11 protein-coding genes are annotated in these 12,710 nt (G+C 62.3%); 3 read left to right on the top strand and 8 right to left on the bottom strand.

Going from position 1 to position 12,710, the window contains the following annotated elements:
- Positions 1 to 148: 148 nt before the first annotated feature.
- From AC0L3L_RS08975 to AC0L3L_RS08940, 8 genes are all read right to left on the bottom strand, one after another.
- Positions 149 to 1,240, bottom strand: a complete 1,092-nt coding sequence (locus AC0L3L_RS08975) for a 3-deoxy-7-phosphoheptulonate synthase (protein WP_473637284.1) — start codon at positions 1,238 to 1,240, stop codon at positions 149 to 151.
- Between the two features lie 388 nt (positions 1,241 to 1,628).
- Positions 1,629 to 3,185, bottom strand: a complete 1,557-nt coding sequence (locus tag AC0L3L_RS08970; RefSeq protein ID WP_473484508.1) for an acetolactate synthase large subunit — start codon at positions 3,183 to 3,185, stop codon at positions 1,629 to 1,631.
- Positions 3,186 to 3,472: 287 nt separating this feature from the next.
- The gene (locus tag AC0L3L_RS08965; protein ID WP_473484506.1) at positions 3,473 to 4,267 is read right to left on the bottom strand and encodes an SDR family oxidoreductase; all 795 of its coding nucleotides are present in this window, start codon (positions 4,265 to 4,267) and stop codon (positions 3,473 to 3,475) included.
- Between the two features lie 23 nt (positions 4,268 to 4,290).
- On the bottom strand, positions 4,291 to 5,292 hold the full coding sequence (iolG, locus tag AC0L3L_RS08960) for an inositol 2-dehydrogenase (RefSeq protein ID WP_473637283.1): 1,002 nt from the start codon (positions 5,290 to 5,292) through the stop codon (positions 4,291 to 4,293).
- A 127-nt stretch (positions 5,293 to 5,419) separates the two neighbouring features.
- Positions 5,420 to 6,187 carry an ATP-binding cassette domain-containing protein gene (locus AC0L3L_RS08955; RefSeq protein ID WP_023796933.1) on the bottom strand — a complete coding sequence of 256 codons (768 nt, stop codon included), beginning with the start codon at positions 6,185 to 6,187 and terminating at the stop codon, positions 5,420 to 5,422.
- A gap of 2 nt (positions 6,188 to 6,189) precedes the next feature.
- Positions 6,190 to 7,266, bottom strand: a complete 1,077-nt coding sequence (locus AC0L3L_RS08950; protein ID WP_123146217.1) for an ABC transporter permease — start codon at positions 7,264 to 7,266, stop codon at positions 6,190 to 6,192.
- 184 nt (positions 7,267 to 7,450) lie between these two features.
- Entirely contained in the window at positions 7,451 to 8,392 is a 942-nt protein-coding gene (locus AC0L3L_RS08945) for a sugar ABC transporter substrate-binding protein (protein ID WP_473637282.1), read from the bottom strand.
- 380 nt (positions 8,393 to 8,772) lie between these two features.
- Complete coding sequence (locus AC0L3L_RS08940; protein WP_473484498.1) at positions 8,773 to 9,804, bottom strand: LacI family DNA-binding transcriptional regulator; 1,032 nt, start codon at positions 9,802 to 9,804, stop codon at positions 8,773 to 8,775.
- A gap of 174 nt (positions 9,805 to 9,978) precedes the next feature.
- Here AC0L3L_RS08940 and AC0L3L_RS08935 point away from each other — a divergent pair, with 174 nt between their 5' ends.
- From AC0L3L_RS08935 to AC0L3L_RS08925, 3 genes are read left to right on the top strand one after another with little or no spacing between them, the layout of a single operon-like run.
- Positions 9,979 to 11,088, top strand: coding sequence for a fatty acid desaturase family protein (locus AC0L3L_RS08935; protein WP_473637281.1), 1,110 nt, complete (start codon positions 9,979 to 9,981; stop codon positions 11,086 to 11,088).
- Between the two features lie 52 nt (positions 11,089 to 11,140).
- Positions 11,141 to 11,455: a Rieske (2Fe-2S) protein gene (locus AC0L3L_RS08930; RefSeq protein WP_292210939.1), complete on the top strand. Its 315-nt coding sequence runs from the start codon at positions 11,141 to 11,143 to the stop codon at positions 11,453 to 11,455.
- Positions 11,456 to 11,460: 5 nt separating this feature from the next.
- Positions 11,461 to 12,690, top strand: a complete 1,230-nt coding sequence (locus AC0L3L_RS08925) for an NAD(P)/FAD-dependent oxidoreductase (RefSeq protein ID WP_473637280.1) — start codon at positions 11,461 to 11,463, stop codon at positions 12,688 to 12,690.
- Positions 12,691 to 12,710 lie beyond the last annotated feature (20 nt).

Genomic DNA, 12,710 nt, shown 5'->3' with positions numbered 1-12,710 from the left:
GAGGGGTGTTGGACGGATCGCTACCTTTGAAGTTATAAGCCTTTAAAATCATTCCTTTTTTTAACGCAGCATCCCGTCCGGCACCCCTCATCCGGCTCGGCGCTGCGCGCCGATTCACCTTCTCCCACAAGGGGAGAAGGTGAAAGCTTCAGGCGGCGCCCGGACGGCTGGAGATGATAGCGCGTCGCGCTGATCGGCGCCGCTCGACGGCGTCGGCAAGGCCGTGCAGCACCGTCTCGGTGGTTGCCCAGTCGATGCAGCCATCGGTGATGCTCTGGCCGTAGACGATCGGCTTGCCGGGCATGATGTCCTGCCGGCCGGCGACGAGGTTGCTCTCGATCATGACGCCGATGATGCGCTCATCGCCTGCCGCGACCTGGCCCGCCACGTCAGCCGCCACCGTCGGCTGGTTCTCCGGCTTCTTGTTGCTGTTGGCGTGGCTGACATCGATCATCAGCCGTGGCGCTACGCCGATCCGGCCGAGTTCCGCGCAGGCGGCAGCTATGCTCGACGCGTCATAGTTCGGCACGATGCCGCCGCGCAGGATGACGTGGCAGTCCTCGTTGCCGGTGGTCGTCGCGATGGCGCTGCGCCCGCCCTTCGTCACCGCCATGAAATGATGCGGCTGAGCGGCGGATTTCACCGCTTCGGCGGCGATCCGCAAATTGCCGTCGGTGCCATTCTTGAAGCCGACCGGGCAGGACAGGCCGGATGCAAGTTCGCGATGGATCTGGCTCTCTGTCGTGCGCGCGCCGATCGCGCCCCAGGCGACGAGGTCGGCAATGTATTGCGGGGTCGCCATGTCGAGGAATTCGGTCGCCGCCGGAAGGCCGAGATTGTTGACGGCGGAGAGCACGTTGCGGGCCAGTCTCAGTCCTTTGTCGATGTTGAAGCTGCCGTCGAGGTCGGGATCGTTGATCAGGCCCTTCCAGCCGACCGTCGTGCGCGGCTTCTCGAAATACACGCGCATCACGATCTCCAGCCGGTCCGACAGGCTCTCGCGCAACCCCGCCAGATGGCTGGCATAGTCTACGGCAGCGGCCGGGTCGTGGATCGAACAGGGGCCGACGACGACGATCAGCCGATCGTCGGCGCCGGTCAGCACGGCGTGGATGGCGTTGCGTGCCGCGGCAACGGTGCGCGTCGCCGTCAGCGTGCGCGGTATCTCCCGCATCACCTGGTCCGGCGTACTCAATTCCCTTATTTCCTTGACCCGAAGATCGTCGGTGGTGGTCAACACGGCTTTCTGCTCCTGGTTGGGAGACCTGCCGGCTGAAACAAAAAAGCCGCCAGGTCTGGCGGCTGATCGGATGTTGTTGCTGCAATCTTCAGATCGAGCGCAATCCTCCCGCCGCCAGCGAGCTGCCGTAGCTAAAATACCAGAACGAGGCGGTCAGGTGGATCATGTCAGCCCTATAGCCGAAGCCGGAGCGCTTGTCACGCGTCGGTAGTGTCTCTATTTGAATTTCGGCTCACGACCCGTTGCGGAAGTTCGTTCGCTCGTGCCGAATTCACGCCCTTGACCCCAAGGCGACCTTTATGTGGTCGCCATGCAAGGTTCGAAAGCGGTGGAACTTTTGTCATTTGAGCCGGAAAAAACACGCAGCGCCTTTGCCAATTAGGCACTTTCATAATCGTGCCTCGATGAGAAACGGCCCCTGGCGCGACAAGGCCGCATCAAGCAGCGTACTGAACGTCTCGCAGGTGGTGGCAACTGCTGCCTCGACGCCAAAACCGCGCGCAAGGGAGACCCAATCGATTGGGGGATTATCGAGATCGAGCATTCGTTGAGCATTTGTCCCGATGGAGGCGACCCCAACGTTACGCATCTCGGCGTGGAGGATTGCGTAAGTCCGATTTGAGAAGATGATCGTCGTCACATCGAGATGCTCGCGGGCCTGGGTCCAAAGCCCCTGCACGGTATACATGGCGCTCCCATCGGCCTGGAGGTTGATTACCTTTCGATCCGGACACCCGACAGCAGCACCCGTTGCCAGAGGGATGCCGTCACCGATGGATCCTCCCGTCGGCGAGATGAAGTCATGTGGAGCCGCGAAGGCGGAGAGTGCGAAGAACCGTCGGCCAGAGGTTATTGCCTCCTCGCATATGATGGCGTTGTCGGGAATTTTGTGCGCGACAATAACCGCAACCGCATCGTCAGTCAGTTGTCCAACTGGATAGCCTTCGTCTCCTTTTGGCGCGATCAGTTGCAGGGACTGCGTTCGCTTCACGCCGAGTTCGTCATGCAGTGCTTCCAGCGCTCCCTTCAAATCCTCGCCGTGCTTGGTCAGCGTCAGGACTGTACAATCATCCCGAACCAACCTACCGGGCTTTCCTGGATACGCGAAGAACGCCACCGGTTCCGGCGCGCCGACAAGAACTAACAGGTCGAGGTCCTTCAAGACATCGAGCGCCAAGTCGATCGGATAAGGAATGCGCACCGGAGCGACTCGCCCGAGGCCACGCTGAGTGTGGGCTACCAACACTTCGTTGAAGAGCCGAACGTCGCACGCAGTCGCGATCCGGCCTGCGATGGCAAGCGCGTCGGCGCGCGCAGCGGTTCCGCCGACAACGATTGCGACGCGCCCCGGATTGGCGCGGATGGCTCTTGCCACCGCTCGCACCGTTTGAGGATCGGGCGAGCGAGGTGTGTCGATCGATATCTTTCGCCAAGGCGAAGGCGCGGCAACCTCTCCCCACGCAGCATCGGCAGGCAGAATCATCGTTGCAACTCCTGGCGGCGACAACGAGGCACGATAGGCCGCCTCAGCCGTAGGGCCGACATCCAGGGAACCGTTGACGCGACGCACCCAATTCGACATCGGCGCTGCCAGTCCTTCGATGTCCGTGGCCAACGGCGCGTCGAGCGGAAGGTGATAGGAAGCATGGTCACCCACGATATTTATCATCGGTGTGCGGGCGCGGCGTGCGTTGTGCAAATTGGCCAACCCATTGGCAAGCCCTGGTCCTGTGTGAAGCAAGGTTGCGGCGGGGTGACCGGTCATTCGCGCGTAGCCGTCGGCAGCGCCGGTGACGACGCCCTCGCTGAGACCGAGCACGCATCGCAATTCTGGCTTGCGATCCAGCGCCGCGACGAAATGCATTTCCGATGTTCCCGGATTGGCGAAGCATACCGTAACGTCATTCGCCAAAAGCACTTCAGCGAGGACATCCGCCCCGTTCATACGAACAGCTTGACTGTCTGCCTTCACGTGCGCCCCCGATGGCCTCACCTTCACAATGGCTACTTATTCAGAGCTGCACAAGCCGCATTGGGCATCAATGGGGCAGGGCGCGGGCTTCCGGGCAAATTTTGGGAAGGTCCGCCTCGGGGGCGATGCCGGACCTTCCTGGCTGCGCATTTGTAGTTCCGCTTCTGGCGCTGCCTGCTCGTTCCGATTGGCGAGGCGGAGGGCAGAAAACCACCCACAGCCGAAATTCAAACTGAGACACCACCCACCGTCTGATGATGCTACTCCGGCGACGACCCTGCAATGTTCTGGTCGTAATCGACCAGCGACCCGGTCATGACGCCCGACTGCGAGCTGACCATATAGCTGATCAGCCAGGCAAGCTGGTCCGGCTTCACCAATTGGCCCATCGGCTGCGCGGCCTCGGCCTTTTCCAGCCAGTCGTCCGGCGCGTCGTGCCATTTCTTCTGCACGATCGCCTCGCCCTCGGTATCCATCCAGCCGGGCAGCACGGCGTTGCAGCGGATGCGATTGCTGCGGTAGGCATTGGCGACATTCTTGGTCAGCGTCGCCAGTGCGCCCTTGCTCGACGAATAGGGCGCCAGGAACGACTGGCCACAATGCGCCGACATCGACAGCACATTGACGATTGAGCCGGGCGCCTTGCGGTCGAGCAGGTGTGCCACCACACCCTGCATCAGGAAGAAGGGGCCGCGCACATTGGTCTGAAATATCTGGTCGAATGTTTCCTCGGTGGTCTCAACCAGTGAGCCGCGGGCCGAGGTGGCGGCAGCGTTGACCAGCGAATTGACGGTGCCGAAATGAGCGATCGCCGTTTCGACGACCCGCTTGCAGTCGGCCACCACCGAGACGTCGGCGCTGATGAAGATGGCGTCGACGCCGTTTTTCCCAAGTGCGGCGACCGCCTTGTCGCCCTTCTCCCTGGAACGGCCAACCAGCGCCAGGGCGCGGCAGCCCTCGTCGGCCAGCGTCTCGGCGACGGCGAAGCCGATGCCTTGCGCGCCGCCGGTGACGATAGCGCGTGTTTCGGAATTGCGACCGGCGGAACCGTTCATCGCCTTGCTCCTGTGCTTGATAGTCAGACTGTGTTGTCGAGGCGAATGGTCTTGCCTTCCCTAGCCGATTTCAGCGCCGCGTCCGCCAACCTCAGCGCGACGAGCCCGTCCTTGCCGCTCGGCGCCGCCTCCTTGCCTGACGTCGCTGCCGCGATGAAGGCGGCGATCTCGTTGGCGTAGGCGTCGAGATAGCGGGTCATGAAGAAGTCGTGCAGCGGCGGGCGCGTATAGCCCTTTTCATTGGCTAGCTCGATCGACACCGGCCGCTGGTTCTCGGCCGCGACCATGCCTTTCGAGCCATGCACCTCGATGCGCTGGTCGTAGCCGTAGGTGGCGCGCCGCGAATTGGAGATGATGCACTGCTTGCCGGAGGCGGTTTCGAGGATGACGCTGACGCTGTCGAAATCGCCGGCCTCGCCGATTTGTCTGTCGACCAGCACCGAGGCATGGGCGCTGACCGCCACCGGCTCCTCGCCGAGCAGGAAGCGCGCCATATCGAAATCATGGATGGTCATGTCGCGGAAGATGCCGCCCGAGCGGCCGATATAGTCGAGCGGCGGCGGGCCTGGATCGCGCGATGTGATGGTCACCATCTCGACGGTGCCGATGGCGCCGTCGTCGATCGCCTTGCGCACGGCGGCGAAATGCGGATCGAAGCGGCGGTTGAAGCCGACCATCAAAGTGGCGCCGGCCTTGTCGACCACGGCCAGGCATTCCTCCACTCTGCCGGCGTCGAGGTCGATCGGCTTCTCGCAGAAGATCGCCTTGCCGGCCTTGGCGAACCGCTCGATCAGATCGGCATGGGTATCGGTCGGCGTGCAGATGATGACCGCATCGATATCCCCGGCTTTTTCGATGGCCTCGATGCTGCGCACTTCAGCACCATAGGCCGACGCCAGCTCGGTCGCCGCTTTCTCGAAGGCATCGGCGACGGCGACCAGCCTGGCCTGCGGATTGGAACCCACGGCGCGGGCATGGACCTTGCCGATACGACCGGCACCGAGAAGAGCGAAACGGAGAGGCATGGGAATCCTTTGGGATGGTTCGAAAGCAAGTGTGTCCGCGCCTGCCTGTCAGGCAAAGAGGCGCAGGCGGTTTTCTGATCGTAGCAGACCGGCGACGCGCTGATGACCCGCCACCTCGGCATCCATTCTAGGCCGCAAGTTCTGCCTCCCCGGTCTTGGCGCCGGTGATGTATGAGACGATGTCGTTGCCGTCGGTGTCCTGCTTGCGCAGATTGGCGACGATGCGGCCGCGCCGGAAGACGACGATACGGTCGACCAGGTCGAACACCTGGCGCATGTTGTGACTGATCAGGATCAGCGGCTCGCCATTGGCTTTCAGCGTGCGGATGATGTTTTCGACCTGCATCGTCTCCTGCACACCAAGTGCTGCCGTCGGCTCGTCCATGATGATGAGCTTGGAAGCGAAGGTAGCGGTTCTGGCGATCGCCACGCACTGGCGCTGGCCGCCCGACATGTGGCGGATGGTGTTGGAAAGGTTGGGAATCTTGACCGCCGTGCGGATCAACGCTGCCTCGGTCGCCTTGCGCATGAACTTGCGATCGAGGATCGAGAAAGGCCCGAGATTGAAAAGCACCTTTTCGCGGCCGAGAAACAGGTTCGATGGCACGTCGAGATCGTCGGCAAGCGCCAGGTTCTGGAACACCGTTTCGATGCCCGCCTCGCGCGCCGCGATCGGGCCGGCGAAGTTCACTTCCTTGCCGTCGAACCAGACCTTGCCGCTAGTGCGCTGCTCGACGGCGGTGATCTGGCGCACGAAGGTCGATTTGCCGGCGCCGTTGTCACCCATGATGGCGACATGCTCGCCCTTGCGCAGTTCGAAGTTCGCGCTTTCGAGCGCATGCACGCCGCCGTAGTATTTGGTCAGGTTTTCAGTCTTCAGGACAATGTCTGACATGATCAAGCCCTCATTGCCCGCAGGCGCTGGCGCCACTGGTCGAGAACGACTGCGCCGATGATGATCACGCCCTTGACCATCTCCTGGTAGTAGGCGTCGAGGCGCAGGAAGGTGAAGCCGGAGATGATGACGCCGAAGATCAGCGCACCGATCACCGTACCGATGATCGAGCCGCGGCCGCCCGACAGCGAGACGCCGCCGATGACTGCCATGGCGATCGCGTCCAGTTCGTACATTACGCCCATGCCGGCCTGAGCGGTGAGGTTCTTGGAACTCAGCACCACGGCGGCGAGCGAGGCGAGGATGCCGGCAATGACGAAGACGAGGATCTTGTGGTTCTGGACATTTATGCCGGACATGCGGGCGGCGTCCTCGTTGGAGCCGATGGCATAACAGTGCTTGCCGTACCTGGTGTATGACAGGATCAGCTGGAACAGAATCGCCAGCGATATGAAGATGATGACCGGCATCAGCCCCTTGCCGATTGCGGCGAAACTTTCGGTGGGAAACGAGATCGGCTGCCCCTTGGACCACCATTTGGCGACGCCGCGCGCGGTGACCATCATGCCGAGCGTGGCGATGAACGGCGGAATGCGCGTGTAGGCGATCAGCGAGCCGTTGATCAAGCCCGCCAGCAGGCCGCAGCCGATCGCGACGAGCACCGGCACGATCACCGGCAGGTCAGTCCAGCCCTGCTCGATGAACATCGCCTTGGGGTTAGGGTTGCCGTTGACCGTCGCCACCTGGGCGAAACTCATGGCAATCATCGCCGTGGCGCCGACGATCGAACCCGAAGAAAGGTCGATGCCGCCGGAAATGATCACCTGCGTCACGCCGATGGCGATGATGCCGACGATCGACACCTGCAGGATGATGATCTGCAGGCGCGCTTCGTTGAAGATCGTATCGACGTTGGCGCGGGTGTTGAACAGGAAGCTGTCGCCAAGAAAGACGCGGCCGATCAGCTCGAAGGCGCCGACCAGGATGATGAGCGCCAGGAAAACGTTGAATTCGGCAGGCCATGTGCGCTTCTTCGCATCATAGCTCAGTCCGCCGACGCCATGGGTTGTCTGTGCCAAATCTTGCTTCCTCCGTCAGCAGTCGCCCTCCCGCCTGTCTACGGCGATGAGAGAAAAAGGAGCGGCGCCGTCCCTTTGTTTTGAGCATCGGATTTCCCGATGCTCTTGTTTCGAACATCGGATTTCCTAAAAACCGGTCCGATGCTCTGACGCGCCGCTCCCTATCGAAAAACGGTCCTCTGCCTCAGTTCTTCTGCAGGAACTTGTCGATGTTTGCCGGCGTGACCAGCTGGAAGGGGATGTAGACCTTCTGTTCAACCGCCTCGCCCTTGGAAAGCTTGAGCGCCGCGTCCAGCGCCCCGGCACCTTGACCGGCCGCATCCTGGAACACGGTCGCGTCGAGATCGCCCGCCTGCATCGCGGCAAGCGCGTCCTGAGTGGCGTCCACGCCGCCGACGACAACCGACTTCATGTCGATGTTGGCAGCCTTCATGGCCTGGATGGCACCGATGGCGCTTTCGTCATTGTTGGCGATCACGCCATCGAACGGCGTGCCGGTCGACAGCCAGTTGGTCATCAGATTCTGAGCCTCGTCACGGTTCCAGTTCGACGTCTGCTTGTCGATGATCTTGATGAAGCTGCATTCCGGTGTGGCGATCACATCGTCAATGTCCTTGGTGCGCTGCACCGCGGCCTGGTTCGACAGCTCGCCCATGATCACGTAGACATTGGCCTCGGTCTTGCCGGCTTCCTTGAACAGGCGGCAGACTTCCTGGGTCTCGAGAGTGCCTGACTCAACCTCGTTCGAGGCGACGAAAGCCTGGTTGTCCGGCAGCGTGTCGACATTGACCGGCTCACGGTTGACGTAGACCAACGGAACCTTGGCCGCAGCCGCGGCGTCCGACATCGCCTGGGTGGCCGAGGTGTCGACCGGATTGACGATGATCGCGTCGACGCCCGAGGCGACGAAGTTCTTGATCTGGTCGAGCTGCTTGGCGACGTCGTTCTGCGCGTCCTCGACCTGCAGTTCCACACCCTCCATGCCCTTGGCCTGCTCGATCATGCCGTTGCGCAGCACGGTGAGAAAATTGTCGTCGAACTTGGCCATCGACACGCCGACCTTGGCAGCGAGGGCGGACGAACTCATCAGCGCCGAAAACACGACGCCCAAAAGCAGTTTCTTCATTTTATCTCTCCTCCACAGAATTGGTGTCCGGCTGCACCGATCTACCCGGAATCCCCGATCTCCCAGGGAACCTCTCCCGATTGCCATCTCCGTTCCCGATGGCGATTTCCGCGTTGACCGGAACGCCAATTCCTCTGCCTGAAACATACGTTCCGGAACGAAAGAACCAAAATGCCTAGTTGGTGAAATATTTATTCCATTCTGCGTGCGGGCGTCAAGGAGATTCCGAAAGCTGATGCCGGATTTTCGGATAACGCGGCTGAGGGCCGGCAAATCTTCTGCAAGAATCCATCTGCTTGATGGTTCACATCATTGCCGACGCATCGTGGTGCCCGATCTGAACCTGGATCCCTGTCTGAGCCCAGACGTTTTGCCCGAACCTAGATGTTTTCCGGTAGATAGATATCGAAGGGCAGGAAGGTCTGGCCCGGCGCATTGGCAGCGCCTGCCTCGATGGCATGCGCCATCAGCCCGACAAGCTCGCGACATAGTGCTGCCAGCGGCGTCGAAATCACCATGGTCAGGATGTTGTCGGCGAGCGCCGCGCGCGATTCGGCGTTGATCTCGTTGCAGACGACCACCGGCATATTTACGGGCCTCGCTGCCCTGAGCGCCGAGACCGCGCCTTCCATGCCGCCGCCGGCGACGTAGCAGCCGGCAAGATCCGGGTACCGCGCCAGAAGATCGATCATCGCATCATGGGTCACCTGGTTGGCCTCCAGATTGACCAGCGTCTCCAGCACCGTGAATTCCGGCGCATGCTCGCGGAAGAATGATCTGAAGCCGATCTCGCGTAGCTCATGGCCATGGAAGCGATGGCTGCCGACAAAAAGGGCGACCTTGCCGGGTTTCCTCGCCGCCCTGGCGATCATCCAAGCCGCGGTGCGGCCGACCTTGCGGTTGTCGAGGCCGACATAGCCTTCGCGGATGCCGGCGGCAAAGTCGGATAGCAGGGAGAAGACGGGTTGCCCCCTTGCCTTCAGGGTCTCGACGGCTGCCGTCAGCGTCGGATGGTCCGGACCGACAAGGGCGACGGCCCTGGATTTCGCCGCCAGCTTGCGCATCTGGGCAGCGATCTCGTCGGGCGCCAGCGAACTGGCGAAGTCGATGGTTGCGACGCCTCGGAAGCGCTGCGATTGCGACACCGCCAGTTCGAGCTCCCGCGCGAAATCGCTGTAGAAAACATCATTGCCCCTCAGCAGCAGGAAACCGAGCCGGTACTCCGGCAGTTCCTGGCGCATCCGCTGCTTGATCAGTCCGGCGGCGTGATAGCCGATATCGGTCGCGGCCTCATAGACACGGCGCGCGGTTTCCTCACGCACCGGCAGGCGATTGTTCAGCACCCGGTCGACGGTGGCGACGCTGACGCCGGAGGCGCGCGCCAGATCGGTAATGGTCGGCCGTTTTGCCATGGCTGTCTCTTCGCTTGCCAAAGCAGTCTACATCATTCTGATGGGAAATGATAGAAACTATCTTTGTGATATTGAGCCTATCATGGCTTGGCGCTATTTCTAGCCTACGATGCTTGCGACCGCGGCCCGGTCATTGGCCGGGGCGGATCGCAGGGCGCTGGTGGAGGCACTCCCATGGACGCAACGATGGACGCAGCACCGTCCGGGCGCGACTACAGCCTGCTCGGCCGCGACGCGAAGCTTGCCGTCGAGACCGGGCTGGCGGCGGCCGAGTGGTATCACACCGACGTGCCCCGCAAGCAGATGAAGGCGCTGATGCAGCGCTCCGACGGGCCGGCGATCCGCGATACCATCATCTGGCTCGGCGCCCTGATCCTGAGCGGAGCGGGCGGTGCCTGGTTCTGGGGCACGTGGTGGTGCGTGCCGTTCTTCTTCGTCTATGGCGTTCTCTACGGCTCTTCCACCGATTCACGCTGGCACGAATGCGGTCACGGCACCGCGTTCAGGACGCAGTGGATGAATGATGCGATCTATCAGATCGCCTGCTTCATGATCATGCGCAATCCGGTGACCTGGCGCTGGAGCCATACGCGGCATCACACCGATACGATCATCGTCGGCCGCGATCCGGAAATCGCGGTGATGCGCCCACCGGACCTGTTGCGCGTCGTGCTCAATTTCTTCGGCATTGTCGATGCCTGGCATGCCATGAGCGACATGGTTCGCAATGCGGCCGGCATCATCAGCCCGGCGGAAAAGACCTTCATTCCCGAGCAGGAGCAGCCGAAGGCGATCCGCATTGCCCGCATCTGGACCGCGGTCTATGCCGCGACCATCGCGCTGGCACTTTATAGCGGCTCGTTCCTGCCCTTGATGCTGGTCGGGCTGCCCCGGCTTTACGGCGCCTGGCATCACGTCATGACTGGCCTGCTGCAGCATGGCGGCCTCGCCGAAAATGTCATCGACCACCGCCTCAACAGCCGCACCGTCTACATGAACCCGATCAGCCGCTTCATCTACTGGAACATGAACTACCATGTCGAGCATCACATGTTTCCGATGGTGCCTTATCATGCGCTGCCGAGGCTGCATGAGCTGATCAAGCACGATCTGCCGGCGCCGACGCCGTCGATCCTGGCCGGCTATCGCGAGATGATACCTGCCTTTCTGCGCCAGCTGCGGAATGGGGACTATTTCCTCAAGCGCGCGCTGCCGCCGACCGCGAAGCCCTATCGTGAGGAATTCCACAACGATAACGATGCTGTCGCGGCAGCAGCGGAATGAGATGCGCCCGTACCGGGCAAGTTGACCAAGCAAAATTCTGCCGGGAGGACCAATGAGCGACTGGGTCGAGGCCTGTGACGCCGAAGACATCGACGAAGAGGACGTGATGCGGTTCGACCATGGCGGCCGCACCTTCGCCATCTATCGCAGCCCCGACGACGAATATTTCGCAACGGACGGTCTTTGCACGCATGAGAAGGTGCATCTGGCCGACGGGCTGGTGATGGACGACATCATCGAATGCCCGAAGCACAATGGCCGTTTCAGCTACAAGACCGGGGCGGCCAGGGGCGCTCCGGTCTGCGTCAATCTCAGGACATATCCGGTCAAGCTCGACGCCGGCAAAATCCTCATTCAGATCGGGTGACGGTGATGACGAAGGGGATGGTGATCATCGGTGCCGGCGAATGCGGCGGGCGGGCTGCCTTGGCGCTGCGCGATCTCTTCTATGACGGGCCGGTGACGCTTGTCGGGGACGAACCGCATCTGCCCTATGAGCGGCCGCCGCTGTCGAAAGACGCGATGGCCAGCGATGTGCCCGTGATCAAAGCGATCGCCAGCGATGAGATCCTGGCCGAGAGATCGATCCGGCATATCCATTCGGTTCAGGCGGTCGCGATCGACCGCGCGGCGCATGGCGTGCGCCTGTCGGACGGCTCGATCCTGCCATACGACAAGCTCTTGCTGGCAACCGGATCGGTGCCGCGCAAGTTGCCGATGCCGGGGCTTGGCGCGCGCTGTGTCTATCTCCGGACCTTCAACGACGCGCTGGCCATTCGCGCTCATCTCAGCGCCGGAAACCGCATTGCCATCGTTGGCGGCGGCTTCATTGGCCTCGAGCTTGCCGCCGCGGCACGCAGGCTGGGGGCCACGGTCACTATCATTGAGGCGCAGCCGCGCATCCTGACTCGCGGCGTGCCGGCCGAGATCGCCAAAATCATCCACGAGGCGCATGAAGCCGAAGGCGTCAAAATCCTGTGCGGCGACGGGATCGCTGCGATCGCCGACGACGGCGCCCAGGTGCGCATCGCGCTTGCCGGCGGGCAGGACATCGTCGCCGATCTGGCGGTGATAGGCATCGGCGCCGTGCCGGTGACCGGACTTGCCGCGGAGGCGGGGCTGACGATCGATAACGGCATAGCTGTCGATGCCGCGCTTCGCACCAGCGATCCGGACATCTTCGCCGCCGGCGATTGCTGCTCGTTTCCGGTTGCCGTCTATGGCGGCCGGCGCGTGCGGCTGGAAGCCTGGCGCAACGCGCAGGAGCAGGGCGCGCTTGCGGCCAGGAACATGCTCGGCGCCGGTGAGGCCCACGCGGCGGTGCCATGGTTCTGGTCGGATCAGTACGGCTTGACCTTGCAGATATCTGGGCTCTCGGACGAGGGCAGCAAGGTCGTGCGTCGCGATCTCGACGACGGCGCCTTCATCCTGTTCCATTTGGCGCAGGACGGCAGGCTCGTCGCAGCGAGCGGCATCGGCCCGGGCAACGCGGTCGCCCGCGACATAAGGCTGGCCGAGATGCTGATCGCAAGAAGGGCAAAGCCGGCGCCTGAGGCGCTCGGTTCGCAAACGATCAAGCTGAAGTCGCTGCTGGCGGCATGAGCCGGTGCGGGTTCCGGAAC

Source organism: Mesorhizobium sp. WSM4849 (assembly GCF_055811385.1).
The sequence above is the reverse complement of the archived record's forward strand: the minus strand, read 5'-3'. Positions and strand labels throughout refer to the sequence as shown.